Source organism: Pseudomonas chlororaphis subsp. chlororaphis (genome assembly GCF_003945765.1).
In the GTDB taxonomy this organism is placed as follows: domain Bacteria; phylum Pseudomonadota; class Gammaproteobacteria; order Pseudomonadales; family Pseudomonadaceae; genus Aquipseudomonas; species Aquipseudomonas chlororaphis.
In genome coordinates, this window is record NZ_CP027712.1 from 6,575,466 (window position 1) to 6,601,816 (window position 26,351).

24 protein-coding genes are annotated in these 26,351 nt (G+C 63.2%); 9 read left to right on the top strand and 15 right to left on the bottom strand.

Features of this window, described 5'->3' with window-relative positions; genetic code table 11:
- Entirely contained in the window at window positions 1-921 is a 921-nt protein-coding gene (locus tag C4K27_RS30020) for a LysR substrate-binding domain-containing protein (protein WP_053263096.1), read from the bottom strand.
- Between the two features lie 156 nt (window positions 922-1,077).
- On the opposite strand from C4K27_RS30020, the gene C4K27_RS30025 reads away from it, so the two are divergent.
- Complete coding sequence (locus C4K27_RS30025; protein ID WP_173613370.1) at window positions 1,078-2,487, top strand: NorM family multidrug efflux MATE transporter; 1,410 nt, start codon at window positions 1,078-1,080, stop codon at window positions 2,485-2,487.
- A 34-nt stretch (window positions 2,488-2,521) separates the two neighbouring features.
- On the opposite strand, the gene C4K27_RS30030 is transcribed toward C4K27_RS30025, so the two are convergent.
- Complete coding sequence (locus C4K27_RS30030) at window positions 2,522-4,195, bottom strand: putative bifunctional diguanylate cyclase/phosphodiesterase (protein WP_007932415.1); 1,674 nt, start codon at window positions 4,193-4,195, stop codon at window positions 2,522-2,524.
- Between the two features lie 266 nt (window positions 4,196-4,461).
- Here C4K27_RS30030 and rep point away from each other — a divergent pair, with 266 nt between their 5' ends.
- Both rep and C4K27_RS30040 read left to right on the top strand, forming a co-directional pair.
- Window positions 4,462-6,471: a DNA helicase Rep gene (gene rep / locus C4K27_RS30035; protein ID WP_007932416.1), complete on the top strand. Its 2,010-nt coding sequence runs from the start codon at window positions 4,462-4,464 to the stop codon at window positions 6,469-6,471.
- Between the two features lie 87 nt (window positions 6,472-6,558).
- Window positions 6,559-7,128 carry a xanthine phosphoribosyltransferase gene (locus C4K27_RS30040; RefSeq protein ID WP_007932417.1) on the top strand — a complete coding sequence of 190 codons (570 nt, stop codon included), beginning with the start codon at window positions 6,559-6,561 and terminating at the stop codon, window positions 7,126-7,128.
- 113 nt (window positions 7,129-7,241) lie between these two features.
- Here C4K27_RS30040 and C4K27_RS30045 read toward each other — a convergent pair whose 3' ends face one another.
- The 6 genes from C4K27_RS30045 to dadA all read right to left on the bottom strand — a co-directional run bounded on the left by C4K27_RS30045 (window position 7,242) and on the right by dadA (window position 13,371).
- Window positions 7,242-9,167, bottom strand: coding sequence for an acetyl-CoA hydrolase/transferase C-terminal domain-containing protein (locus tag C4K27_RS30045; RefSeq protein WP_053263098.1), 1,926 nt, complete (start codon window positions 9,165-9,167; stop codon window positions 7,242-7,244).
- A gap of 135 nt (window positions 9,168-9,302) precedes the next feature.
- Window positions 9,303-9,716: a c-type cytochrome gene (locus tag C4K27_RS30050; protein WP_009046174.1), complete on the bottom strand. Its 414-nt coding sequence runs from the start codon at window positions 9,714-9,716 to the stop codon at window positions 9,303-9,305.
- Between the two features lie 183 nt (window positions 9,717-9,899).
- Window positions 9,900-10,448: a cupin domain-containing protein gene (locus C4K27_RS30055; protein WP_007932420.1), complete on the bottom strand. Its 549-nt coding sequence runs from the start codon at window positions 10,446-10,448 to the stop codon at window positions 9,900-9,902.
- Window positions 10,449-10,576: 128 nt separating this feature from the next.
- Window positions 10,577-11,653 carry an alanine racemase gene (alr, locus tag C4K27_RS30060; protein WP_053263099.1) on the bottom strand — a complete coding sequence of 359 codons (1,077 nt, stop codon included), beginning with the start codon at window positions 11,651-11,653 and terminating at the stop codon, window positions 10,577-10,579.
- A gap of 91 nt (window positions 11,654-11,744) precedes the next feature.
- Window positions 11,745-12,098: a RidA family protein gene (locus tag C4K27_RS30065; RefSeq protein ID WP_009046176.1), complete on the bottom strand. Its 354-nt coding sequence runs from the start codon at window positions 12,096-12,098 to the stop codon at window positions 11,745-11,747.
- Window positions 12,070-13,371 carry a D-amino acid dehydrogenase gene (dadA, locus tag C4K27_RS30070; protein WP_053263273.1) on the bottom strand — a complete coding sequence of 434 codons (1,302 nt, stop codon included), beginning with the start codon at window positions 13,369-13,371 and terminating at the stop codon, window positions 12,070-12,072. The genes C4K27_RS30065 and dadA overlap by 29 nt, the downstream gene beginning before the upstream one ends.
- 156 nt (window positions 13,372-13,527) lie before the next feature.
- On the opposite strand from dadA, the gene C4K27_RS30075 reads away from it, so the two are divergent.
- Window positions 13,528-14,016 carry an Lrp/AsnC ligand binding domain-containing protein gene (locus C4K27_RS30075; protein ID WP_007932443.1) on the top strand — a complete coding sequence of 163 codons (489 nt, stop codon included), beginning with the start codon at window positions 13,528-13,530 and terminating at the stop codon, window positions 14,014-14,016.
- Window positions 14,017-14,139: 123 nt separating this feature from the next.
- Here the strand turns inward: C4K27_RS30075 and C4K27_RS30080 are convergent, their stop codons facing one another.
- Window positions 14,140-14,493, bottom strand: a complete 354-nt coding sequence (locus C4K27_RS30080; protein WP_007932445.1) for a YkgJ family cysteine cluster protein — start codon at window positions 14,491-14,493, stop codon at window positions 14,140-14,142.
- A gap of 148 nt (window positions 14,494-14,641) precedes the next feature.
- On the opposite strand from C4K27_RS30080, the gene C4K27_RS30085 reads away from it, so the two are divergent.
- Window positions 14,642-15,955, top strand: coding sequence for an NAD(P)/FAD-dependent oxidoreductase (locus C4K27_RS30085; RefSeq protein WP_053263100.1), 1,314 nt, complete (start codon window positions 14,642-14,644; stop codon window positions 15,953-15,955).
- Between the two features lie 126 nt (window positions 15,956-16,081).
- Here the strand turns inward: C4K27_RS30085 and C4K27_RS30090 are convergent, their stop codons facing one another.
- Window positions 16,082-16,327 (bottom strand): DUF1127 domain-containing protein, encoded by a 246-nt coding sequence (locus C4K27_RS30090; protein WP_007921094.1) that lies wholly within the window; start codon window positions 16,325-16,327, stop codon window positions 16,082-16,084.
- A gap of 180 nt (window positions 16,328-16,507) precedes the next feature.
- Here C4K27_RS30090 and C4K27_RS30095 point away from each other — a divergent pair, with 180 nt between their 5' ends.
- Window positions 16,508-17,938 (top strand): aminotransferase-like domain-containing protein, encoded by a 1,431-nt coding sequence (locus C4K27_RS30095; RefSeq protein ID WP_007921095.1) that lies wholly within the window; start codon window positions 16,508-16,510, stop codon window positions 17,936-17,938.
- A gap of 90 nt (window positions 17,939-18,028) precedes the next feature.
- On the top strand, window positions 18,029-19,567 hold the full coding sequence (locus tag C4K27_RS30100) for a phospholipase D family protein (protein WP_053263101.1): 1,539 nt from the start codon (window positions 18,029-18,031) through the stop codon (window positions 19,565-19,567).
- 97 nt (window positions 19,568-19,664) lie between these two features.
- Here C4K27_RS30100 and C4K27_RS30105 read toward each other — a convergent pair whose 3' ends face one another.
- Together C4K27_RS30105 and C4K27_RS30110 are read right to left on the bottom strand one after the other, a co-directional pair.
- Window positions 19,665-20,813, bottom strand: a complete 1,149-nt coding sequence (locus tag C4K27_RS30105; protein WP_053263102.1) for an MFS transporter — start codon at window positions 20,811-20,813, stop codon at window positions 19,665-19,667.
- Window positions 20,814-20,956: 143 nt separating this feature from the next.
- The gene (locus C4K27_RS30110; protein ID WP_053263103.1) at window positions 20,957-22,450 is read right to left on the bottom strand and encodes an aldehyde dehydrogenase; all 1,494 of its coding nucleotides are present in this window, start codon (window positions 22,448-22,450) and stop codon (window positions 20,957-20,959) included.
- Window positions 22,451-22,686: 236 nt separating this feature from the next.
- Between C4K27_RS30110 and C4K27_RS30115 the strand changes: the two genes are divergently transcribed.
- Window positions 22,687-23,049, top strand: coding sequence for a cupin domain-containing protein (locus C4K27_RS30115; RefSeq protein ID WP_038574716.1), 363 nt, complete (start codon window positions 22,687-22,689; stop codon window positions 23,047-23,049).
- Window positions 23,050-23,107: 58 nt separating this feature from the next.
- On the opposite strand, the gene rpmG is transcribed toward C4K27_RS30115, so the two are convergent.
- Window positions 23,108-23,263, bottom strand: a complete 156-nt coding sequence (rpmG, locus tag C4K27_RS30120) for a 50S ribosomal protein L33 (protein ID WP_003177274.1) — start codon at window positions 23,261-23,263, stop codon at window positions 23,108-23,110.
- A gap of 11 nt (window positions 23,264-23,274) precedes the next feature.
- The gene (rpmB, locus tag C4K27_RS30125) at window positions 23,275-23,508 is read right to left on the bottom strand and encodes a 50S ribosomal protein L28 (RefSeq protein ID WP_007921114.1); all 234 of its coding nucleotides are present in this window, start codon (window positions 23,506-23,508) and stop codon (window positions 23,275-23,277) included.
- 546 nt (window positions 23,509-24,054) lie between these two features.
- Between rpmB and C4K27_RS30130 the strand changes: the two genes are divergently transcribed.
- Complete coding sequence (locus tag C4K27_RS30130; RefSeq protein ID WP_053263104.1) at window positions 24,055-25,644, top strand: ABC transporter substrate-binding protein; 1,590 nt, start codon at window positions 24,055-24,057, stop codon at window positions 25,642-25,644.
- An 8-nt stretch (window positions 25,645-25,652) separates the two neighbouring features.
- Here C4K27_RS30130 and radC read toward each other — a convergent pair whose 3' ends face one another.
- Window positions 25,653-26,327 carry a RadC family protein gene (gene radC / locus C4K27_RS30135; protein WP_007921116.1) on the bottom strand — a complete coding sequence of 225 codons (675 nt, stop codon included), beginning with the start codon at window positions 26,325-26,327 and terminating at the stop codon, window positions 25,653-25,655.
- Window positions 26,328-26,351 lie beyond the last annotated feature (24 nt).

The following is a 26,351-nucleotide window of genomic DNA, read 5'->3' on the forward strand; positions in this document are numbered from 1 at the left end:
TCAGCCGAGACGCTCTACGTCGGGCAATTGCATGGCGCGGACCTCGTTCTGGAGAAAATCGCTCAGGCGGCGCAAACGTTCACCTCCAGGCCGGGTCTTGGGCCAGACCAGGTAGTAATTCTCGCCACTGGCCACCGCCGTCGGCCAGGGCAGGCTCAGGCGCCCCTGGGCCACATCCTCGGCCACCATCAGCAGGTCGCCCATGGAAACCCCGTAGCCGCGGGCCGCGGCGATCATGCCCAGTTCCAAGGTGTCGAAGACCTGCCCGCCCTTGAGCGAGACCTGCTCGGACAGGCCCATGCGCTCCAGCCAGTTGCGCCAGTCGCGGCGATCCGGGGTCGGGTGCAGCAGCTCGGTGGCCGCCAGCCGCGCTACATCCCACGGCTGGTCGTTGAGCAGGTTCGGCGCGCCCACCGGGATCAGCAGTTCCGGAAACAGGTAGCTGGCCTCCCAGTCCGGCGGAAAGTGGCCGTTGCTCAGCAGCACCGCGCAGTCGAAGGGCTCCTGGTTGAAGTCCACCGAATCGACGTCCATCCAGGCACTGGTCAGTTGCACCTCGTTGCCCGGTTGCAGATGGCGGAACCGGCTCAGGCGCGCCAGCAGCCAGCGCATGGTCAGGGTCGAGGGCGCCTTCATGCGCAGGATGCCGTCTTCGGCGCGCAAGGTATTGCAGGCGCGCTCGAGAGCGGTGAAGCCCTCGCGGATGCCTGGCAGCAGCAGGCGCGCGGCTTCGGTCAGTTGCAGATTGCGCCCGCTGCGCTGGAACAGCCGGCAGGCGAAGTGGTCTTCCAGGGTACGGATATGCCGGCTGACCGCACTCTGGGTGATCGACAGCTCCTCGGCCGCGCGGGTGAACGAGCTGTATCGCGCCGCGGCTTCAAAGGCGCGCAAGGCATACAGGGGCGGAAGACGACGGGGCATGGCAGCACTCCACAGGCGCAATGGCGCCAACTTACCAGAATCCGCAAGCATGAGTTTTAATCATGCCACCAATCGTTTTTATCCCTTTGTGAAAGTCGCCCAGAGCGCTGAGAATCAACCCTCTTAACTGCCTCCCCCGTATCGAGACCGATGACCATGCAGCATCCAGCACGCACCGAACTCTGGGCCATCCTGCGGCTGGCCGGGCCGCTGATCGCCTCACAGTTGGCGCATATGCTGATGGTGCTGACCGACACCCTGATGATGGCCCGCCTCAGCCCGGAAGCCCTGGCCGGCGGTGGCCTGGGCGCGGCCACCTATTCGTTCGTGTCGATCTTCTGCATCGGCGTGATCGCAGCGGTCGGCACCCTGGTCGCGATTCGCCAGGGCGCCGGCGACATCGAAGGCGCCGCGCGCCTGACCCAGGCCGGCCTCTGGCTGGCGTGGCTGATGGCGCTGGTCGCCGGCCTGCTGCTGTGGAACCTCAAGCCGGTGTTGCTGCTGTTCGGCCAGACCGAAACCAACGTGCAGTCCGCCGGCCAGTTCCTGCTGATCCTGCCGTTCGCCCTACCCGGCTACCTGAGCTTCATGGCCCTGCGCGGCTTCACCAGCGCCATCGGCCGCGCCACGCCGGTGATGGTCATCAGCCTGGCCGGCACCGTGGCCAACTTCCTGCTCAACTACGCCTTGATCACCGGCATGTTCGGCCTGCCGAAGCTGGGCCTGGTGGGGATCGGCCTGGTCACCGCAATCGTCGCCAACTGCATGGCCCTGGCGCTGGCCTGGCACATCAAGCGTCACCCGGCCTATGCCGCCTACCCGCTGCGCCAGGGCCTGGCGCGGCCCAATCGCCAGTATCTGCAGGAGCTCTGGCGACTGGGCCTGCCCATCGGCGGCACCTACGCGGTGGAAGTCGGGCTGTTCGCCTTCGCCGCGCTGTGCATGGGCACCATGGGCAGCACCCAGCTGGCGGCGCACCAGATCGCCCTGCAGATCGTTTCCGTGGCCTTCATGGTGCCGGCCGGGATCTCCTACGCGATCACCATGCGCATCGGCCAGCACTACGGTGCCGGGCAGTTGTTGCACGCGCGTATGGCCGGCCGGGTCGGGATCGCCTTTGGCGGCGCGGCCATGCTGGGTTTCGCCATGGTCTTCTGGCTGCTGCCGAACCAGTTGATCGGGCTGTTCCTCGACCATAACGACCCAGCCTTTCGCGACGTGATCAACCTCGCGGTCAGCCTGCTGGCGGTCGCGGCCTGGTTCGAGCTGTTCGATGGCACGCAGACCATCGCCATGGGCGCGATTCGCGGGCTCAAGGACGCCAAGACCACCTTCCTCGTGGGCCTGGGTTGCTATTGGCTGATCGGTGCGCCGGCGGCCTGGCTGATGGCATTCACCCTGGGCTGGGGCGCGACTGGTGTGTGGTGGGGCCTGGCATCGGGGCTGGCGTGCGCCGCCATCAGCCTGACCCTGGCTTTCGAATGGAAGATGCGCCGGATGATTCGCTGGGAAAGCGCGGAGCCTGCCGCGCGGGATAACTTCCAAACCGCCCGGGATTCCCTGTAGCGGCAGGTTCTCCGGCCACTACGGTAGGGTGCCGTCAGATGACCTCGCCGACCAGGACCTGCTGGCTCCTGCCGAAGGTGAGGTACTCCACCAGTTCCGTCAGCGGCAGCGGCTTGCTGATCAGGTAGCCCTGCGCCTGGTCGCAGCCGAAGCTGCGCAGCAAGGCCAGTTGCTCGGGGGTTTCCACGCCTTCGGCCACCACCTCGAGATGGAGGTTGTGGGCCAGGTTGATCATGGCGTGCACCAGCTTGCGGTTCTCTTCGCGCTGCTCCATGCCGCCGACGAAGCTTTTGTCGATCTTCAGCAAGGCAATCGGCAGGCTGTTGAGGTGCACGAAGGACGAGAACCCGGTGCCGAAATCGTCCAGGGAAAACCGCACCCCCAGCCGCCCCAGCGCGTCCATGGTCTGCTTGACCAGGTCGCTGCGGCGCATCACCGCGGTTTCGGTCAGCTCGAATTCCAGCCATTGCGCCTCGACACCACGCTCGGCAATCAGCCGGCTGAGGGTCGACAGCAGCTGGCTGTCCTGGAACTGGCGGAACGACAGGTTGACCGCCATGTGCAGCGGCGCCAGGCCGCGTTCGCGCAGGGCCTGCATGTCGCGCAGCGCCCGGGAAATCACCCAGTAGCCCAGCGGCACGATCAGGCCGCTCTGCTCGGCCAGGGGCACGAACTCGCTCGGCGGCAACAGCCCGCGCTCGCCGTGGCGCCAGCGCACCAGGGCCTCCAGACCGACGATCTGCCCGTCATGCAGATTCAGGCGCGGCTGGTAGTGCAACTCCAGCTCGTCGCGGCGCAAGGCCCGGCGCAGTTCGCTTTCCAGGTCGGCGAGGCTGCGGGCATTGCGATTGATGCGTTCGTTGAAGATGTGAAAGGTACAGCCCTGGGTACTTTTGGCCTGCTGCATGGCGATGTGCGCGTGCCACATCAGCGGGTCGGCGCCGGCATTCGCCCTCGCGTGGGCGATGCCCAGGCTGCAGCCGATCAGCAGGCTTTCGCCATCGATCCAGTACGGCTCGGCCATGACTTCGGCGATGCGTTCGGCCATCCACTCGGCGCGTTGCGGCGCCCGGCGGGTATCGATCAGCAGGGCGAATTCGTCGCTGCCCAGGCGCGCCAGCTGGTCGCCGGCCTCAAGCTGGCTCTTGAGCCGCGAGACCACTTGCAGGATCAACCGGTCGCCGGCCTGGTGGCCCAGCGCATCGTTGGCATGGCGGAAGTTGTCCAGGTCCAGGTGCCCCAGGGCCAGCCCGCGTCCTTCGTTTTCCGCCAGGCGCGCCGCCAGCAGGGTCTGGAAGCCCTGGCGGTTGGCGATGCCGGTCAGCGGGTCCTGCTCGGCCAGGCGCAACAGGGTGTTTTCCAGCACCCCGCGCTCGCGCACATGGCGCAGGCAACGGCGCACCGTATCGGCAGTGAGGTTTTTATTCACCAGCCAGTCGCTGGCGCCGGCGGGCGTGTTCAGCGGCTCCTGCTCCAGCAGCAATACCGTGGGCAGGCTGCAACGACCGGGAGCCGGTTGCAGTTGGGGAACGGTTAACAGAATCGCGGAGCGGTCTTCATCGAACAGACGGCTGACAGATTCCCAGGTCGGCGCACTGATCAGCACCACCGAGTCTCCCAACGGAGCGAGACACTCGCGCAACAACGCTGCCCACGCCGGCTCTTCGGCCAGCAGCAGCAAGCGCAAGGGTTCGACAGGCTTGGACAAGCTAGCTCCCTAGACTCTGTAATAGAAGTTGGCGGCGGGCATTATGACGCGTAGATAAACAATGACAAATGATATTGATTATCAAACGCAATTTCTTGTACCGCTCTAACTCGAACATTAGACGCATATTCAGCGCGCATCCTGAGGGAAAGTATCAAAACCGGCAAATTTAGATAGCGTGCTGCGTCACAAGTCGGAGAGAGCAGCAGAATCCGTCCATCCTGTTAAAATGCCCGCCCATTTCGCTACAGACCCCTTTTTTCGTCATGTCCCGACTCAATCCCCGGCAGCAAGAAGCCGTGAACTACGTCGGCGGCCCTCTTTTGGTGCTCGCCGGTGCTGGCTCCGGCAAGACCAGTGTAATCACGCGCAAGATCGCCCACCTGATCCAGAACTGCGGCATTCGCGCGCAGTACATCGTCGCCATGACCTTCACCAACAAGGCCGCGCGGGAGATGAAGGAACGGGTCGGCACCCTGCTGCGCAGTGGCGAGGGCCGCGGCCTGACCGTGTCGACCTTCCACAACCTGGGGCTGAACATCATCCGCAAGGAGCATGTGCGGCTGGGCTACAAGCCGGGCTTCTCGATCTTCGACGAGACCGACGTCAAGGCCCTGATGACCGACATCATGCAAAAGGAATACTCGGGCGACGACGGCGTCGACGAGATCAAGAACATGATCGGCGCCTGGAAGAACGACCTGATCCTGCCGGCCCAGGCCCTGGAAAACGCGCGCAACCCCAAGGAGCAGACCGCGGCCATCGTCTACACCCACTACCAGCGCACGCTCAAGGCGTTCAACGCGGTGGACTTCGACGACCTGATCCTGCTGCCGGTGAAGCTGTTCGAGGAACACGCCGACATCCTGGAGAAGTGGCAGAACAAGGTGCGCTACCTGCTGGTGGACGAATACCAGGACACCAACGCCAGCCAGTACCTGCTGGTGAAAATGCTCATCGGCAAGCGCAACCAGTTCACCGTGGTGGGCGACGACGACCAGTCGATCTATGCCTGGCGCGGCGCCCGCCCGGAAAACCTGATGCTGCTCAAGGAAGACTACCCGTCCTTGAAGGTGGTGATGCTCGAGCAGAACTACCGCTCCACCAGCCGCATCCTGCGCTGCGCCAACGTGCTGATCTCCAACAACCCCCACGAGTTCGAGAAACAGCTGTGGAGCGAGATGGGCCATGGCGACGAGATCCGCGTGATCCGCTGCCGCAACGAGGACGCCGAGGCCGAGCGGGTGGCCATGGAAATCCTCAGCCTGCACCTGCGCACCGACCGGCCCTACAGCGATTTCGCGATCCTCTATCGCGGCAACTACCAGGCCAAGCTGATCGAGCTGAAGCTGCAGCATCACCAGATCCCCTATCGCCTGTCGGGTGGCAACAGCTTCTTCGGGCGCCAGGAAGTGAAGGACCTGATGGCCTACTTCCGCCTGATCGTGAACCCGGACGACGACAACGCCTTCCTGCGGGTGATCAACGTGCCGCGCCGGGAAATCGGCTCGACCACCCTGGAAAAGCTCGGCAACTACGCCACCGAACGCAAGATCTCGATGTACGCCGCCACCGACGAAATCGGCCTGGGCGAGCACCTGGACAGCCGCTTCACCGACCGCCTGGCGCGCTTCAAGCGCTTCATGGACAAGGTGCGCGAGCAATGCGCCGGCGAAGACCCGATTTCCGCCCTGCGCAGCATGGTCATGGACATCGACTACGAGAACTGGCTGCGCACCAACAGCTCCAGCGACAAGGCCGCCGACTACCGCATGGGTAACGTGTGGTTCCTGATCGAAGCGCTGAAGAACACCCTGGAAAAAGACGAAGACGGCGAAATGACTGTCGAAGACGCCATCGGCAAACTGGTGTTGCGCGACATGCTGGAGCGTCAGCAGGAAGAGGAAGACGGCGCCGAAGGCGTGCAGATGATGACCCTGCATGCCTCCAAGGGCCTGGAATTCCCCTATGTGTTCATCATGGGCATGGAGGAGGAAATCCTTCCCCACCGCTCCAGTATCGAAGCCGACACCATCGAGGAAGAACGCCGCCTGGCCTACGTGGGCATCACCCGCGCGCGCCAGACCCTGGCCTTCACCTTCGCCGCCAAGCGCAAGCAGTACGGTGAAGTCATCGACTGCGCGCCCAGCCGCTTCCTCGACGAACTGCCGCCGGACGACCTGGCGTGGGAAGGCAACGACGACACCCCGACCGAAGTCAAAGCCGTGCGCGGCAATAACGCACTGGCGGATATACGGGCGATGTTAAAGCGCTAGAATTGGCCATTTTTTAACCGCAGCATTTTTAACCGAACACCTTTTATCAGAGCTCAGGCGCACAAGGCGTCAACAGAGGAAAGCTTCATGGAAGCACTGCACAAGAAAATCCGCGAAGAAGGCATCGTGCTTTCCGACCAGGTCCTGAAAGTCGACGCCTTTCTGAACCACCAGATCGATCCGGCCTTGATGAAGCTGATCGGCGACGAATTCGCCACGCTGTTCAAGGACTCGGGCATCACCAAGATCGTCACCATCGAAGCCTCGGGCATCGCCCCGGCGATCATGACCGGCCTGAACCTGGGCGTACCGGTGATCTTCGCGCGCAAGCACCAGTCCCTGACCCTGACCGAGAACCTGCTGTCGGCGACCGTGTACTCGTTCACCAAGCAGACCGAAAGCACCGTGGCGATTTCCCCGCGCCACCTGACCAGCAGCGACCGCGTGCTGATCATCGATGACTTCCTGGCCAACGGTAAGGCGTCCCAGGCGCTGATCTCGATCATCAAGCAGGCGGGCGCCACCGTGGCCGGCCTGGGCATCGTGATCGAGAAGTCGTTCCAGGGCGGCCGCGCCGAACTGGACGCGCAAGGCTACCGCGTGGAATCCCTGGCCCGGGTCAAGTCCCTGGCCGATGGCGTGGTGACCTTTATCTAAGAGGCTTCGCCTCTTGATCGCGGGCAAGCCTCGCTCCTACAGAGACCACCCGCTTCTGTAGGAGCAGCCGGTCGACGCTCGATTGCCCGCGATGACGCCGCCAGGCGTCTACCTCATGCCTGCGCCGTCTCCCGCAGCGCCGCCAGCAGCAAACGCTGATAGATCTCCTCGCGCCAGCCATCGGGTTTCACCAGTTGCATCCGCTGCAGATGCGCCAGAAACGCCTCGGGCGGTGGGGCATCCAGCGCCGCCTTGCCCAATTCGAGAATCTCGCTGAGCTTGAACTTGCTCTTCAGCCAGTTCAGCGCCCGCAGCAAATCCCGCTCCTCTGCGCTGAAGTCGCTGCCCAACGGATATTCCGGGAACAGGTGCCGGCGCCGCGCCTGGATCGCCAGCAGGCGTTGCGGGTGGTTGTCGGTAAAACGCGGATCGAGGCGGAAATCCCTGGGCAGCTTGCCGGCCTTCTGCGCCTGTTCGATCAGGCCCGGCTGGAAACGCGAGTCGCTGATATTGAGCAGCGCTTCGATGACCTTCGCATCGGTCTTGCCGCGCAGATCGGCGATGCCGTACTCGGTGACCACGATGTCCCGCAGGTGCCGCGGGATAGTGCAGTGGCCGTATTCCCAGACGATGTTGGAGCTGACCAGGCCCGCGGATTCGCGCCAGCTGCGCAGGATCAGAATCGAGCGCGCGCCTCGCAGCGCATGGCCCTGGGCGACGAAGTTGTATTGTCCGCCGACGCCACTGAGCACCCGGCCGTCTTCCAGCTGATCCGCCACCCCAGCCCCCAGCAGGGTGACCATGATCGAGCTGTTGATAAAGCGCGCGTCCAGGCGCTGCAGGCGCTTGAGTTCTTCGTGGCCGTACAGCTCGTTGATGTAGCTGATGGCGGTCATGTTGAACTCGCCGAGCTTGCTCTTGGGCAGATCCCTGAGGCGCTGGTAGAAGCTGCGCGGCCCGAGGAAAAAGCCGCCATGCACCGATACCCCGCCCAGCGCCTGGTTTTCATCCAGGGTCCCGGCGTTGGCCTGCTGCTGCAGGGCCACCGAAGGGTAGACCTTGCGCCGTACAATGCCGGCATCGGCCAGGGCCAGCAGGCCGTTGACGAACATCTCGCTGCAGCCATACAGGCCCCTGGCGAAAGGCTCCACCCCGCCTTCGCGCTCGATCAACGGCTTCCAGCCCTGGATCTCCAGGTCCGCCAGCAGCGCCCGATAGCCGTCGTTGTCCGCCTGGCGCGCCAGCAACGCTGCCGTCAACGCATCGCCCATGGAGCCGATGCCGATCTGCAGGGTGCCGCCGTCGCGCACCAGGGTGCTGGCGTGCAGGCCGATAAAATGATCCTGGAACCCCACCGGCATGTTCGGCGTGGAAAACAGCGTGCTGCCCTCCTCTTCGTCGATCAACAGGTCGAAGGTGGTGGCGTCGATCTCGGCGTCGCCCGGCATGTAAGGCAAGTCGCGATGCACCTGGCCCAGCAGCAGGATGGTTTCGCCGGCGGCACGCCGCTCGGAGATCATCGGCAACAGGTCGAGGGTGATGTCCGGGTTGCAACTCAGGCTCAGGCGGTCGGCTTGCTGCGGGTCCCGGGCCACCAGTTGCGCGACCAGGTTCAGGCCGGCGGCATTGATGTCGCGCGCGGCGTGGCTGTAGTTGCTGCAGACATAATCCTGCTGCGCCGCCGAGCTGTTGAGCAGGCTGCCGGGCTGCATGAAGAACTGTTCGATATGGATATTGGCCGGCACCTGGTTGCGGTGCAGGTCGGCGAGGAAGTCCAGCTCGGGGTAGTCGCCGAAGACCTGCTCGATGAAAGGCTCGAGGAAGCGCCGTTGCAGGCCATCGCCCAGCGGCGGGCGGCCCAGGCTCAGGGCGGTGTAAATGGTCAGTTGGCGTTCGGGCAGCTGTGCGATGCGACGATACAGGGCATTGGCGAAGCGGTTGGGTTTGCCCAGCCCCAGGGGCATGCCCAGGTGAATATGCGCCGGCAAGCGTGCCAGGACCTCATCGACCGCCAGCTCGATAGAACATGACTGCACCATCCGATCCTCCAGAACCTTCCATGAATTTGAGGTTGGACCGAGCTTGCCGGGTCTTTGCTGCAATGAACAGTAGCGGCCGAATCGCAGGCATGAAAAAAGCCGCTCGTGAGCGGCTTTTTTGCGCAAGATCCGTGCTTATTTCAAACCGGACATCTTCTGGATGGCGCCTTTGAGCTCTTCATCGGAGCAGTCGGCGCAGGTGCCTTTAGGCGGCATCGCGTTGATACCGGTAATGGCCTTGGCCAGGATGCCGTCGAGGCCACCCTGGTGATCCGCGCGCTCTTTCCAGGCAGCGGCGTCGCCGATTTTCGGCGCGCCCAGCAGGCCGGAGCCGTGGCAAGCATTGCAATGCTTGGCAATCACTTCGTCTGGAGTCTTCGCACCACCGCCACCGGCGGCAACAGCGACTTCCATCCCCTTGCATTCCTGACCCTGGACGCAGACCTGGCCAACCGGCTCGAGGCGCTTGGCAATGTCGTCGTTGGTCGCAGCTTGAGCGCTGACAGCCCAGAGGGCCAATACGGTTGCTGGTGCAGCCAGCATTTTCATAATTAGGTTCACGCGTACACCCTCAATGGTGGCTAGTCACGCCCACGGCCACGGTTTCGCGGGCGGGCGCAAGTATAGCGGTTAGCCCGCCACTCTGAAACAACCCTAGATTCAAAGGGGGATTAGAGAGAGGCGAAATGCTGCTTCGGGCACCGCTGCAATCCTTGCAGGACGCCTCTTCTATTAGAAGTTCGCGGGCGTGGCTGCGCTGATTAGTCGCGCGGGTGCATCGAAAGGATTACGGAAACGGTGCGGCTTGGTGCTTTCGAAATAGTAGCTGTCACCGGCTTCGAGCACGAATGTCTCAAGACCCACCACCAGCTCCAGGCGTCCTTCCACGAGAATCCCGGTTTCCTCGCCTTCATGGGTGAGCATCTCTTCACCGGTATCGGCGCCCGGCGGATAGATCTCGTTGAGAAAAGCGATCGCCCGGCTCGGATGCGCCCGCCCCACCAGCTTCATGGTCACCGCGCCATCGGAAATATCGATCAACTCGTTGGCTTTGTAGACGATCTGGGTGGGTTTTTCCTGGAGGATTTCTTCCGAGAAAAACTCGACCATCGACATGGGAATGCCGCCAAGAACCTTTCTCAGCGAACTGATCGAGGGGCTGACGCTGTTCTTCTCGATCATCGAAATGGTGCTGTTGGTGACGCCCGCGCGCTTGGCGAGTTCACGCTGGGAAAGGCCTTTGAGTTTACGGATGGATTGCAGTCGTTCACCGACGTCCAATGCGGCAGCCTCCTAGGGATCAGGCGTTGTTGTAGTTGAGCGTTATCATGGCGATAGCGTTCAGTATTTACAACACTTGGGCCCCAATCCCAGGGGGCAAGGCGACTTTCGGCAATGCGCTGTGCCGCTCAGTCCCCGGAATAGACGCGTGGCACCCGGCGCAGGTTGCAGAACAGCTGGTAAGGAATGGTATCGGCGGCGGCCGCCAGCTCGCTGGCAAGGATGTTCTTGCCCCACAGCTCGACGGTAGAACCCAGCCCGGCCTCTGGCACGTCGGTCAGGTCGATGCACAGCATGTCCATGGAAACCCGGCCGAGCAGCTGGGTACGCTGTCCCGCCACCAGCACTGGCGCACCGGTCGGCGCATGCCGCGGATAACCGTCGGCGTACCCCATGGCCACCACGCCGATCCGCATCGGCCGTGGTGTGACGAATTTGGCGCCGTACCCCACCGGCTCGCCGGCCGGCAGTTCGCGCACGCAGATCACCTTCGACTCCAGGGTCATTACCGGTTGCAGGCGCGCGGCCAGTGGATGCGGTTCTTCGAACGGGGTCGAGCCATACAGCATGATGCCGGGGCGCACCCAGTCGCTGGGGATGTGCGGCCAGCCGAGCACGGCCGGCGAGTTGCGCAGGCTGATCTCGGCGGACAAGCCCTGGCGCGCCGCCTCGAACACCGCGACCTGCTCGTCGCTGCTGCTGCAGCTGAGCTCGTCGGCGCGGGCGAAGTGGCTCATCAATACGATCTTCGCCACCTTGCCGCTGGCCAGCAGCCGCTGATAGGCCGGCTGGTAATCCTTGGGATGCAGGCCGACGCGGTGCATGCCCGAATCCAGCTTGAGCCATACCGTCAACGGCTTGGCGACGGTGGCCTGCTCGATGGCCTCCAGCTGCCACAGCGAATGCACCACGCACCAGAAATCATGTTCGACGATCAGGTCCAGCTCATCGGCCTCGAAAAAACCTTCAAGCAGCAATATCGGCGCACGAATCCCCGCCGCACGCAGCTCCAGGGCTTCTTCGATACAGGCCACGGCAAAGCCGTCGGCCTCGGCTTCCAGCGCCTGGGCACAGCGCACCGCGCCATGGCCATAGGCATCGGCCTTGATCACCGCGAGCGCACGGGCGCCCGGCGAGGCTTCGCGGGCCAGTTGGTAGTTGTGACGCAGGGCTTGAAGATCGATCAGGGCACGGGCAGGACGCATGGCGGCAGACTTCTAGGCGGTCATGTGGGAAGAAAAAACCGGCGTCGGCCGATAGCGTTAACCACCAGTGGCACCGGGAGAGGGATCTTGCTTAAGGCAGAGCGGCCACGACAGACAGCTCGACCAGGATTTCCGGTTCGCAGAGCTTGGCCTCAACGGTTGCGCGGGCCGGGGCGACGCCTTTTGGCAGCCACTGGTCCCATACGCTGTTCATCCCGGCGAAGTGTGCATCGATGTCCTTCAGGTAGATGGTCACCGACAGCAGGCGCGACTTGTCGGTGCCGGCCAGGTCCAGCAAACGCTCGATGTTGGCGAGGGTTTCACGGGTCTGCTGCTCAATCCCCGCGTTCAGGTCGTCGCCGACTTGCCCGGCCAGATACACGGTACCGCTGTGGACAACGATCTGGCTCATGCGCTCATTGGTGAGCTGGCGCTGGATTGACATGTTTTGCAGGCTCCTGAGGATTACCGTAACGAGAAATATCGAGACCTTCGGCGCTGATCTGCGGCTTTTTCTTCGCCATCAGATCGGCCAGCAGACGACCGGAACCACAGGCCATGGTCCAGCCAAGCGTGCCATGGCCAGTGTTCAAGAACAGGTTGCGCATGGGCGTGGCGCCGACGATCGGCGTGCCGTCCGGGGTGGTGGGACGCAGGCCGGTCCAGAAACTGGCCTGAGACAGATCACCGCCCTGAGGATAAAGATCGTTGACGATCATCTCCAGCGTTTCGCGCCGACGCGGGTTCAGCGAGAGGTCAAAACCGGCGATTTCCGCCATGCCGCCAACGCGAATACGGTTGTCGAAACGGGTGATCGCCACCTTGTAGGTTTCGTCGAGAATGGTCGAAGTCGGGGCCATGGCCGGGTTGGTGATCGGCACGGTCAGCGAGTAACCCTTGAGCGGATACACCGGGGCCTTGATGCCCAGCGGCTTGAGCAGTTGCGGCGAGTAGCTGCCCAGGGCCAGCACGTAGCGGTCGGCGGTTTCCAGCTTGCCGTCGATCCAGACGCCGTTGATGCGGTCGCCAGCGAAATCCAGGCGCTGGATGTCCTGGTCGAAGCGGAACTCCACACCCAGCTTGGTGCACATTTGCGCCAGGCGCGTGGTGAACATCTGGCAGTCGCCAGTCTGGTCGTTCGGCAAGCGCAGGGCGCCGGCCAGGATGTCGGTCACGCTGGCCAGGGCCGGCTCGACGCGGGCGATGCCCTCGCGGTCCAGCAGCTCGAAAGGCACGCCGGACTCCTTGAGCACGGCGATATCCTTGGCCGCGCCATCCAGTTGCGCCTGGGTGCGGAACAGCTGGGTGGTCCCCAGGCTGCGGCCTTCATAGGCGATGCCGGTTTCCGCGCGCAGTTCGTCGAGGCAGTCGCGGCTGTACTCGGACAGGCGGACCATGCGCTCCTTGTTCACCGCATAGCGGGCCGCGGTGCAGTTGCGCAGCATCTGCGCCATCCACAGGTATTGATCGATGTCGGCGGTGGCCTTGATCGCCAGCGGCGCGTGACGCTGCAGCAACCACTTGATGGCCTTGAGCGGCACGCCCGGCGCGGCCCAGGGCGAGGCATAACCCGGCGAAACCTGGCCGGCGTTGGCGAAGCTGGTTTCCATGGCAACGGCCGGCTGACGGTCGACGACGGTCACTTCGAAACCGGCACGGGCCAGATAGTAGGCACTGGTGGTACCGATCACGCCGCTACCCAAGACCAGAACGCGCATTTTCATATCCCTCATCGCGGATAACCGCTGACGTTTGTTATTCAGAGCGAAGATGCGCGCAGTATAAAAAGCAACGGCCAGTGCTTTTCACTATATAAACGCCTATATTTGGCGAGAATTCTCGGCAAAAACCCTTTTCACGGAGGCGCATCCCCTATGCGTACCAACCACCAGACAAAGCGTGAGCTGGACAAGATAGATCGCAATATCCTGCGCATCCTGCAGGCCGATGGGCGCATCTCCTTTACCGAGCTGGGGGAAAAGGTCGGGCTGTCGACCACGCCATGCACCGAGCGGGTCCGCCGCCTGGAGCGCGAAGGCATCATCATGGGCTACAACGCCCGGCTCAACCCGCAGCACCTCAAGGGTAGCCTGCTGGTGTTCGTCGAAATCAGCCTGGACTACAAGTCCGGCGACACCTTCGAGGAGTTCCGCCGCGCCGTGCTGAAACTGCCGCACGTACTGGAATGCCACCTGGTGTCGGGGGACTTCGACTACCTGGTGAAGGCGCGGATTTCCGAAATGGCCTCGTACCGCAAACTGCTGGGCGACATCCTGCTCAAGCTGCCCCACGTGCGCGAATCCAAGAGCTATATCGTGATGGAAGAGGTGAAAGAGAGCCTGAGCCTGCCGATTCCGGATTGATTACAACGGGCCGGGACCAGTGTTGTCAGGGTAATCGCTACGCGGGCAATCGAGCGTCGACCGGCCGCTCCTACGGGACCTGTGCAACCTGTAGGAGCGAGGCTTGCCCGCGATGGCTTTGGGTCAGACCAGCACCTGCCGGGTGCTCGCCATGTATTCATGGATCTGCTTCTCCACCCGCGGGTGGATCAGCTCCACCGGGCGCCGGCCATTGGGGCATGGCAGGCTCGGCGTGGTGCCGAACAGGCGACAGATCAGCGGCCGCTCGTCATACACCGTGCAACCATTGGGCCCCAGGTGCACACAGTTCAGCTCTTCCATCGCCGCGTCCTGCTCGGCCCGGGTCTTGCGCGGCAGGCGCGACATCTCTTCGGTCGAAGTAGTGACCGGACCACAGCAGTCGTGACAGCCGGGCACGCACTCGAAAGAGGGGATCTGCTGTCGGAGCGTGCGGATTTTCTGGCTGTTGCAGCTCATCGAAGCGTTTACCGGGAGTCTGGAGAGGCCGCGATTTTGCCCTAAAAGCCTTGTGGCAGACAGCACTGGCCGACCAATGTTGCCGCGCCGGAAAGGTCCGGCTTATGCTCCGTCAAATTTTCCAAACACACGAATCAGGATGATCCACATGAACACCCGTGTTCAGCCGTCGGGGCCAGGCCATCCGCACCCCGCCTCCTACTACGCCGCCAGCAGCCTGCCCCAGCCCGATTATCCGGCGCTGGCCGGCGAGCATCAGGCGGACGTATGCGTGGTCGGCGGCGGCTTCTCCGGGCTCAACACCGCGATCGAGCTGGCCGAGCGCGGGCTCAGCGTCATTCTGCTGGAAGCGCGCAAGATCGGCTGGGGCGCCAGCGGGCGCAACGGCGGGCAACTGATTCGCGGAGTGGGTCACGGCCTCGAGCAGTTCGCCTCAATAATCGGCGAAGACGGCGTACGCCAGATGAAACTGATGGGCCTGGAAGCGGTGGAAATCGTCCGCCAGCGTATCGAGCGTTTCCAGATTCCCTGCGACCTGACCTGGGGTTATTGCGACCTGGCCAACAAACCGCGCGACCTCGAAGGTTTCGCCGAAGACGCCCAGGAGCTGCGCGACCTGGGCTATCGCCATGCAACCCGCCTGCTGCAAGCCCATGAGATGCACAGTGTGGTGGGTTCCGACCGTTACGTCGGCGGCCTGATCGACATGGGCTCGGGGCACCTGCACCCGCTGAACCTGGCCCTGGGCGAAGCCGCGGTCGCGCAGCAACTGGGCGTGCGCCTGTTCGAACACTCGGCCGTGACCCGCATCGATTACGGGCCGCAGGTCAAAGTCCATACCGCCCAGGGCTCGGTGCGCGCCCGCACCCTGGTGCTGGGCTGCAACGCCTACCTCAACGATCTCAACCCGCATCTGGGTGGCAAGGTGCTGCCCGCCGGCAGTTACATCATCGCCACCGAACCCTTGAGCGAAGAGCTGGCCCACGCCCTGTTGCCGCAGAACATGGCGGTCTGCGACCAGCGGGTGGCCCTGGACTATTACCGCCTTTCGGCTGATCGACGCTTGCTGTTCGGCGGCGCCTGCCACTATTCCGGCCGCGACCCGCGGGACATTGCCGCTTATATGCGGCCGAAGATGCTGCAGGTGTTCCCGCAACTGGCGGCGGTGAAGATCGACTATCAATGGGGCGGCATGATCGGCATCGGCGCCAACCGCCTGCCGCAGATCGGCCGCCTAAAAGACCAACCCAATGTGTATTACGCCCAGGCCTACTCGGGCCACGGCGTGAATGCCACGCACCTGGCCGGCAAGTTGCTGGCCGAAGCCATCAGCGGCCAGCAGGGCGGTGGTTTCGATCTGTTCGCCCAGGTCCCGCACATCACCTTCCCGGGCGGCAAGCACCTGCGTTCGCCGCTGCTGGCGCTGGGGATGCTCTGGCATCGGTTGAAAGAACTGGTCTGAAGGCATTTGTAGCCGCCACACGACAGGCATGAAAAGGCCGCATCCGGGGAAATCGGATGCGGCCTTTTGCGGTCGCTGCGCAACCGATCGCAGGCTGCGTCAGCGGCTACCGATCAGCAAGGGCCTTCAAAGCCGCCAGAACGGCTTGAGTCCTTCCTGCCGGGCCTGTTCGCGACTCAGGCCGATATCGCGCAACTGTTCGGTGGTCAGCTCAAGCAGCGCCTTGCGTGTACGCAGTCGGTGCCAGTACAGGCCCCAGAGACCGAGGCCGGACGGCGCATTGTGGACGGACGTCGCCCCTGCTGCCCGCTCCTGCCCAGCCGCCAGTTCCTGACTGTGTAACGACAGACGCACATCGCTCAAGCCGTTCATTTTTGCTGCTCCTGTTTACTTGGGTCGCTATGAGCAGACATCATGCGCGGGAGCCAAAAACCATTACAGATTCAAAGCACCGCTATTATCTCCATACAGAATTTCCCCTATCCGGGCTGAATCCTGTAATTTTGCGCCATCTGTACTGGTTACCCGATTCAATCACCCCGAGGCTGCGCCATGACCCTGTATGTCAATCTCGCCGAACTGCTGGGCACACGTATCGAACAAGGCTTCTATCGCCCCGGCGACCGACTGCCGTCGGTACGGGCCTTGAGTGTCGAACACGGGGTCAGCCTGAGTACCGTGCAGCAGGCTTATCGGGTGCTGGAAGACAGCGGCCTGGCGACGCCCAAGCCCAAGTCCGGCTATTTCGTGCCGGTCAGCCGTGAGCTGCCGGCACTGCCCGCAGTGGGTCGCCCGGCGCAGCGGCCGGTGGAGATTTCGCAGTGGGACCAGGTGCTGGAACTGATCCGCAGCGTGCCGCGCAAGGACATCGTCCAGCTGGGCCGCGGCATGCCCGACGTCACCAGCCCGACCCTCAAGCCCCTGCTGCGCGGGCTCGCCCGCATTAGCCGGCGCCAGGACATGCCCGGTCTGTATTACGACACCATCTACGGCGTGCACGAACTGCGTGAACAGCTGGCGCGGCTGATGCTCGATTCCGGCTGCCAGCTCGGCGCCAACGACCTGGTGATCACCACCGGCTGCCATGAAGCCTTGTCCACCAGCATCCGTGCCACCTGCGAGCCCGGGGATATCGTCGCCGTCGACTCGCCGAGCTTCCATGGCGCCATGCAGACCCTCAAGGGCCTGGGCATGAAGGCCCTGGAAATCCCCACCGACCCACTCACCGGCATCAGCCTCGACGCCCTGGAACTGGCCCTGGAGCAATGGCCGATCAAGGCCATACAGTTGACCCCCAACTGCAACAACCCGCTGGGCTATATCATGCCGGAGTCGCGCAAGCGGGCCCTGCTGACCCTGGCCCAGCGCTTCGATGTGGCGATCATCGAAGACGATGTGTATGGCGAGCTGTCCTACACCTACCCGCGCCCGCGGACCATCAAGTCGTTCGACGACGATGGCCGGGTGCTGCTGTGCAGCTCCTTCTCCAAGACCCTGGCGCCGGGCCTGCGCATCGGCTGGGTCGCCCCCGGGCGCTATCTGGAACGAGTGCTGCACATGAAATACATCAGTACCGGCTCCACCGCGCCGCAGCCGCAGATCGCCATCGCCGAGTTCCTCAAGAGCGGCAATTTCGAGCCGCACCTGCGGCGCATGCGCACCCAGTACCAGCGCAATCGCGACCTGATGATCGACTGGGTCAGCCGCTATTTCCCCACGGGTACCCGCGCCAGCCGGCCGCAGGGCGGGTTCATGCTGTGGGTCGAACTGCCGGAAGGTTTCGATACCCTGCGCCTGAACCGCGCGCTGCTCGGCCAGGGCGTGCAGATTGCCGTGGGCAGCATCTTTTCGGCCTCGGGCAAGTACCGCAACTGCCTGCGGATGAACTACGCTGCCAAGCCAACGGCACAGATCGAGGAAGCCGTGCGCAAAGTCGGCGCAGCCGCCATCAAGCTGCTGGCTGAAGATTGCGCAACGGACTGACCTTTTCCTGTGAAACCGGCGTCACAGCTAGACCATCGCAGCGATTCGAGATGAGCTGACTTGAGATCCAGACAGGCCCTGGCCTTCCTTATGCTGATCGCGCTGTGCCTGAGCGGCTGCGTCAGCCTCGATGTGCCTCGCGAGCCCAGCCAGGCTCTGCCGGCCGCCGACTCGGCCTTCGGTCGCTCGATCCAGGCCCAGGCCGCCCCCTATCAGGGACGTTCGGGCTTTCGCCTGCTGTCCGACAGCAGCGAAGCCTTCATGGCCCGCGCCGAACTGATCCGCAACGCCCAAAGCAGCCTCGACCTGCAGTACTACATCGTCCATGACGGCATCAGCACCCGGATGCTGGTGGACGAACTGCTCAAGGCCGCCGACCGCGGCGTGCGCATCCGCATTCTGCTGGATGACACCACCAGCGACGGCCTGGACCAGATCATGGCCACCCTCGCCGCCCATCCGCGGATACAGATCCGCCTGTTCAACCCCCTGCACCTGGGGCGCAGCACTGGCGTGACCCGTGCCATGGGGCGTCTGTTCAACCTGTCGCTGCAACATCGACGCATGCACAACAAGCTGTGGCTGGCGGACAACAGCGCGGCCATCGTTGGCGGGCGCAACCTGGGGGACGAGTACTTCGACGCCGAACCCAACCTGAACTTCACCGACATCGACATCCTCGGTTTCGGCCCGGTGGCCGAACAGCTCGGGCACAGCTTCGACCAGTACTGGAACAGCGCCCTGAGCAAACCCATCGGCGAGTTTATGTCGCGCCTGCCATCGGCCTGGGAGCTGGCCAACACCCGGCTGCGCCTGCAGCAATCGCTGGACGACGCCCAGCAGCAGGAGCATGCCCTGTTCCAGGAGCTCAAGGCCTATCGGACCCAGCCGCGCATGGATGTCTGGCGCAAAGAGCTGATCTGGGCCTGGAACCAGGCGCTGTGGGACGCCCCCAGCAAGGTCCTGTCCAACGGCGAGCCCGACCCGCACCTGCTGTTGACCACCCAGCTGGCGCCGGAGCTACAGAGCGTCAGTAAAGAGTTGATGATGGTTTCGGCCTATTTCGTCCCCGGCCAGCCAGGCCTGGTCTACCTCACCGGACGTGCCGACGCCGGGGTTGCGGTGAGCCTGCTGACCAACTCCCTGGAAGCCACCGACGTGCCGGCGGTCCACGGCGGCTACGCGCCGTATCGCAAGGCGCTGCTGCAACACGGCGTGAAACTCTATGAACTGCGACGCCAACCCGGTAACGGCGGCGGCAGCGGCCCTCATCTGTTCCACAGCGCGTCATATCCTGGCTCGGACTCCAGCCTGCACAGCAAGGCGATGATTTTCGATCGCCAGAAGTCCTTTATCGGCTCCTTCAATTTCGACCCGCGCTCGGTGCTGTGGAACACCGAAGTCGGGGTGCTGGTGGACAGCCCCGAGCTGGCCGAGCGCGTTCGCGGCCTGGCGCTGCAAGGCATGGCGCCGGCCCTGAGCTACGAGGCGAAACTGCAGGATGGCAAGCTGGTCTGGGTCACCGAAGACAACCAGCAACTGCACACCCTGACCCGCGAGCCTGGCAGCTGGTGGCGGCGCTTCAATGCCTGGATGAGCAATACCATCGGCCTCGAACGGATGCTCTGAGCCCAGCCCTTGCAGGAGCGAGGCTTGCCCGCGATAGCGGAACTGCATTCAATCAAGATGTTGACTGTCAGACCCTTATCGCGGGCAAGCCTCGCTCCTACAGGGTTTGTGGCTGGGCCGCGCCAAACGCGCCTTCGCGCAACAACAGCACAATCAGCCCCAGGGCCCCGGCCGCCATCAGCAACAGCAAGGCATGCCCGCTGACCCACTGGCTGCCCGCCCCCGCCACCAGCGGCCCGATCAGGCAGCCGATGCCCCACAGCTGGGCGACGTGGGCATTGGCGCGCACCAGCGCATCGTCGCGGTAGCGCTCGCCGATCAGAATCAACGACAAGGTGAACAGGCCCCCGGCGCTGGCGCCGAACAACACCCACAGCGGCCAGATCAGCAGGGTGTCGAGCAGCAACGGAATGGCCAGGCTCGACAGCAGCAGGATTACCGCGCAGCCGGCGAACAAGGCGCGCCGCGATACGCGGTCGGCCAGGGCACCGATGGGCAGCTGCAACAAGGCATCGCCCACCACCACGGTGCTGACCATCGCCAGGGCGATGTCCTCGGTAAACCCCTGGCGCAGGCAATAGACCGGCAGCAGGGTCAGAATCATCGCCTCGAACGCGGCGAACAGCGCCACCGCCCAGCCAATGGCCGGCAGGCCACGGCAGAACCGCCATAGGTCACCGAAGGTCACGCTGCAAGACTCGCTGCTCGGCGCGCCGCTGCGGCCCATCAGCAACAGAGGCGACACCACCAGCAGCACGACGCCCACCCAGAAACCGTAGTCATGCTCGGTGCCCAAGGCGCCCAGCAGCAGCGGGCCAGCCAATTGGCTCAAGGCATAGCTACTGCCATACAGCGCCACCAGGCGACCGCGCCACTGCTCCACCACCAACTGGTTGATCCAGCTTTCGCCGAGGATGAAGACGATGGTCAGCACCACGCCGATCATCAGCCGCAGCACCAGCCACAGGGGATAACTCGGCAACAGCGCCAGCAGGCCGATGGAGATCGCCCCGCCCCACAGGCACAGGCGCATCAGCCCCGCCGTGCCAAAGCGCGCCGCCAGTCGGCTGGAAACCTTCGCCCCGAGCAAGACGCCAATCGCCGGCATCGAGGCCATCACGCCGATTGCAAAGGGCCCATACCCCCAGCTCTCCAGGCGGAACGACACCAGCGGCATGCTCACGCCCAAGGCCAGCCCCACACTCAGGACAGCCGCCAAAACGGCGAAATAAGTTGCCCAGCGCATTTCCACGCTCCTGTGGATGGTTTTTTTCATGACAGAGACAACGCAGCCGGACCTCCCTGGCGGAAAGTCCGGCTGCGATATGGATCGGCTAACGGTGCGCGGGGTGGCGTCTGTTCAGACGCCCGATATCCGCGCCCCTTGAATTACAGCTTGATCCAGGTCGCCTTCAGTTCGGTGTACTTGTCGAACGCGTGCAACGACTTGTCACGACCGTTGCCCGACTGCTTGAAGCCGCCGAACGGCGCGGTCATGTCGCCGCCGTCATACTGGTTGACCCAGACACTGCCGGCCCGCAGCGCCTTGGCGGTCAGGTGAGCCTTGGAGATATTGGCCGTCCATACCGCCGCGGCCAGGCCATACGGCGTGTCGTTGGCGATCTGGATGGCTTCTTCCACGGTGTCGAAGGCGATGACCGAGAGCACCGGGCCAAAGATCTCTTCCTGGGCGATCTTCATTGCGTTGCTGACGCCGTCGAAGATGGTCGGTTCAACGTAGGTCCCGCCGGTTTCCTGCAGGGTGCGCTTGCCGCCCACCACCAGCTTGGCGCCGTCGGCATGACCGGACTCGATGTACGACAGCACGGTGTTCATCTGCTGGGTATCTACCAGCGCGCCGACGTTGGTGGCCGGGTCCAGCGGGTTGCCCGGTTTCCAGGCCCTGAGGGCCTCGATCACCAGCGGCAGGAATTTATCCTTGATCGAACGCTCCACCAGCAGGCGCGAACCGGCGGTGCAGACTTCGCCCTGGTTGAAGGCAATGGCGCTGGCCGCGGATTCGGCCGCGGCCTGCAGGTCCGGGGCATCGGCGAACACGATGTTCGGGCTCTTGCCGCCCGCCTCCAGCCAGACGCGCTTCATGTTCGATTCGCCGGAGTAGACCATCAGCTGCTTGGCGATCTTGGTCGAACCGGTGAACACCAGGGTATCGACGTCCATGTGCAGGGCCAGGGCCTTGCCCACGGTGTGGCCATAACCTGGCAGCACGTTGAGCACGCCGGCCGGGATCCCGGCCTCGACAGCCAGCGCGGCGACGCGGATAGCGGTCAGCGGCGATTTTTCCGACGGCTTGAGGATCACCGAGTTACCGGTGGACAGCGCCGGCCCGAGTTTCCAGCAGGCCATCATCAACGGGAAGTTCCACGGCACGATGGCGCCGACCACGCCCACCGGCTCGCGAGTCACCAGGCCCAGTTGGTCGTGGGGCGTGGCGGCGACTTCGTCGTAGATCTTGTCGATGGCTTCGCCGCTCCAGCTCAGCGCTTGCGCCGCGCCGGGAACGTCGATACCCAGCGAGTCGCTGATCGGCTTACCCATGTCCAGGGTTTCGAGCAGGGCCAGTTCTTCGGCATGCTGCTTCAGCAGGCCGGCAAAACGAATCATGGTGGCTTTACGCTTGGCCGGCGCCAGGCGCGACCAGACACCGGAATTGAAAGTGGCGCGGGCGTTTTCCACCGCGCGTTGTGCGTCGGCGGCGTCACAGCTGGCAATACTCGCCAGCAGACGGCCATCGACCGGGCTGATGCATTCGAAGGTTTCGTTGGAAACGGCGGCGGTGTATTCGCCATTGATGTAGGCGCGGCCTTCGATTTTCAGCTCGCGGGCGCGTTGTTCCCAATCGGCTCGAGTCAGGGTGGTCATGCGAGTGTCCTCCTCTTGTTGGATACAGGCGCCACGCGATCGATGCCGGCACCTTCAGGAATTCTGCCCGGCCAGCCTGCTTCGGCCCATGGCATTCGCCACCCTAAACCAGCGGCACCCGAAGTTTCAATATATTTGACAGCGGCTAGGAAAACGCCATTGCTATGTTCATTTTAATAAACATAGACTTTGGGCTTTCCAGCCATTCGCAGCGCAATCAGGGGGGGAATACCTGCATGAGCATCCAGGACATCGTCGACTTCAATCAGGCCAACACTGCGCCCGAGCGGTATCGCCCCGCCCAGGAAAAAGTCCTCAAGGGCGACCCTGAGCAAACCGTCTTCAACCACTACAACAGTCCGTGCGGCCAGATGAACGCCGGGGTGTGGGAAGGCGCGATCGGCCAGTGGACGGTGAACTACACCGAGCACGAGTACTGCGAGATCGTGCAGGGGGTTTCGGTCCTGCGTGACGGCGAAGGCAATGCCAAGACCTTGCGCGCCGGCGATCGCTTCGTCATTCCCGCAGGCTTTCGCGGCACCTGGGAGGTGCTGGAACCGTGCCGCAAGATCTATGTGATCTTCGAACCGAAAGCCTGAATCGCAGGCACAAAAAAACCCGCTTGAAGGCGGGTTTTTTTGTCAGAAGAAAAATCAATTACTTGATTTTGCCTTCCTTGTAGATCACGTGCTTACGAACAACCGGATCATATTTCTTGATCTCGATTTTGTCCGGAGTAGTGCGCTTGTTCTTGTCGGTAGTGTAGAAGTGACCAGTACCGGCGCTCGAAATCAAACGAATCAATTCACGCATGATTAGCTCCCTTAAACCTTGCCATCGCGACGAAGTTCGGCCAGCACGACATCAATGCCACGCTTGTCGATGATACGCATGCCTTTGGCAGATACGCGCAGACGCACAAAACGTTTCTCGGACTCAACCCAGAAGCGGTGATGCTGCAGGTTCGGCAGGAAACGACGACGGGTTTTGTTGTTTGCGTGGGAAATGTTATTCCCAGTCACCGGACCCTTACCGGTAACTTGACAGACTCTCGACATGCCTCAGCCCTCTAAAACCACATGCCCAACCCGGCATGGGTTGGCCGCTTAATCTCTCAGTCATTTGGCGCCAGGCGCCGCGTTTCTTTAGGGTCTTACCGGCTACACCTACAAGCGAAGGAACCGGGCCCCTAGAAAAGAGCGCTGCTTTATACCAGAAAGACCCCGTAGCAACAACAGCCGGTGTGCTTTGGATTTCGAAAAGTCCCTGTTTTCTTGCTACGGATGCCTGCACCAAAGGCTGGCGCCATGGCTGACCGCTCGTCGCAGAATAAATTCTGCGAGGGTGAAACAGGCGGCAAAATCACCATACACAGCCGCCGCACCGCTCGTTCCACGTCAATATATGGAAAAAACCTCTGTCAATTCATGCCTAATGTGGCCATGACTGCCGGCCGCCAACAGGTTCGACGCTGCAATAAAAGCCAACGTATCCGGCCCACGAGCGAAAAAAGGGGATAGTCATTTTTCAACGGGGCCACTAGGGTAAGCCTTTTTCCAGACTGCACTCGCAGATGGGCCTTCGATCTGCAAAGGAAGCCAAACATGCGCCTCGCTGCCCTCCCGCTCCTGTTCGCCCCTCTTCTTCTGAGCCCGCTGGCCCACGCCGCCGCATTAAGCGTATGCACCGAGGCCAGCCCGGAAGGTTTCGACGTAGTGCAGTACAACTCGCTGACCACCACCAACGCATCGGCCGATGTGCTGATGAATCGCCTGGTGGAGTTCGACGCCAGCAGCGGCAAGGTGGTACCGAGCCTGGCCGATAGCTGGGAAGTCTCGGCCGACGGCCTGACCTATGTGTTCAAGCTGCACCCGAAAGTGAAGTTTCATCGCACCGCGTATTTCAATCCGAGCCGCGAGCTGACCGCCGAAGACGTGAAGTTCAGCTTCGACCGCATGCTCGACCCGGCCAACCCCTGGCATAAAGTGGCGCAGAGCGGCTATCCCCATGCCCAGTCGCTACAGCTGCCGGCGCTGATCAAGAAGATCGACGCCCTGGATCCGCTGACCGTGCGCTTCACCCTTGATCATGCCGATTCGACCTTCCTCGCCACCCTGAGCATGGGGTTTGCGTCGATCTACTCCGCCGAATACGCCGACCAGTTGCTCAAAGCCGGCACCCAGGACAAGCTCAACAGCCAGCCGATCGGCACCGGCCCCTTCGTTTTCGGCCGTTTCCAGAAGGACGCATCGATCCGCTACAAGGCCAACCCCGACTATTTTGCCGGCAAGCCGGCGGTGGACTCGCTGATCTTCGCCATCACCCCGGACGCCAACGTGCGCCTGCAGAAGCTGCGCCGCAACGAATGCCAGATCGCCCTGTCGCCCAAGCCGCTGGACGTGACCGCCGCGCTTGAGGAGCCTGCGCTCAAGGTCGAGAAAACCGCGGCCTTCATGACCGCGTTCGTCGCCATCAACAGCCAGCACCCACCGCTGGACAAACCTGAAGTGCGCCAGGCCATCAACCTCGCCTTCGACAAGGCCAACTACCTGAAAGCGGTCTTCGAAAATACCGCCGAACCCGCCAACGGCCCCTTCCCGCCCAACACCTGGAGCTACGCCAAGGAGCTGCCTGGGTACGCCCATGATCCGGCGAAGGCCCGCCAATTGCTGGCCAAGGCCGGCCTGAAAGACGGCTTCCAGACCACAATCTGGACCCGCCCTTCCGGCAGTCTGTTGAACCCCAACCCGAGCCTGGGCGCGCAACAGCTGCAAGCAGACTTGGCACAAGTCGGGATCCAGGCGGAGATCCGCGTGATCGAATGGGGCGAACTGATCCGTCGGGCCAAGGCCGGCGAGCACGACCTGCTGTTCATGGGCTGGGCCGGCGACAACGGCGATCCGGATAACTTCCTCACCCCGCAGTTCACCTGCGCGGCGGTGAAGTCCGGGACCAACTTCGCCCGCTACTGCGACCCCGGCCTGGACAAGCTGATCACCGCCGGCAAGACCACCACCGAGCAGGGCGTGCGCAGCAAGCTTTACCAGCAGGCGCAAACCCAGATCCAGCAGCAGGCCCTGTGGCTACCGCTTGCCCACCCGACCGCCTTCGCCCTGACGCGCAAGGATGTCCATGGGTATCAGGTCAGCCCGTTCGGTCGCCAGGACTACTCGAAGGTCAGCCTCAAGCCCTGAGCCGCGAGCTACATCCAGCCGTACTCGGCCATCGACAGCGGCTCGCCCTCGCCGACAATGAAATGGTCGAGTACGCGCACATCCACCAGGTCCAGCGCCTCCGTGAGCCTGCGGGTCAGCACCCGATCCGCCTGGCTCGGCTCGGAAACGCCCGAAGGATGGTTGTGACACAGGATCAGCGCGGCCGCGTTGTGCGCCAGGGCACGCTTGACCACTTGCCGCGGATAGACGCTGGTGGTGTTGATGGAACCCTGGAACAACGCCTCGAACGCCAGCACCCGGTGCTTGGAGTCGAGAAACAGGCAACCGAAGACCTCATGCGGTTCATGGCGCAACATCGCCTTGAGGTAGTCGCGGACCGCCACCGGGCTTTCCAGCACCGAATTGCGACTGAGTTTTTCCGCCAGATGCCGGCGCGCCATTTCCAGCACCGCCTGCAATTGCGCGAACTTGGCCGGGCCCAGGCCAAGCTGCCGACTGAAGGTCAATTGGTCCGCCTCGAGCAGGCCACGCAGGCTGCCGAACTGATGCAACAGGTGTCGCGCCAGGTCGACCGCGCTTTTTCCGGCGACCCCGGTGCGCAGGAAAATCGCCAGCAATTCGGCGTCGGAAAGGGCCAGCGCGCCCTGCTCGAGAAGCTTCTCCCGCGGGCGCTCCGCCGCAGGCCAGTCGCGAATGCTCATAGCACCTCCATGTGTGTGGGCGCC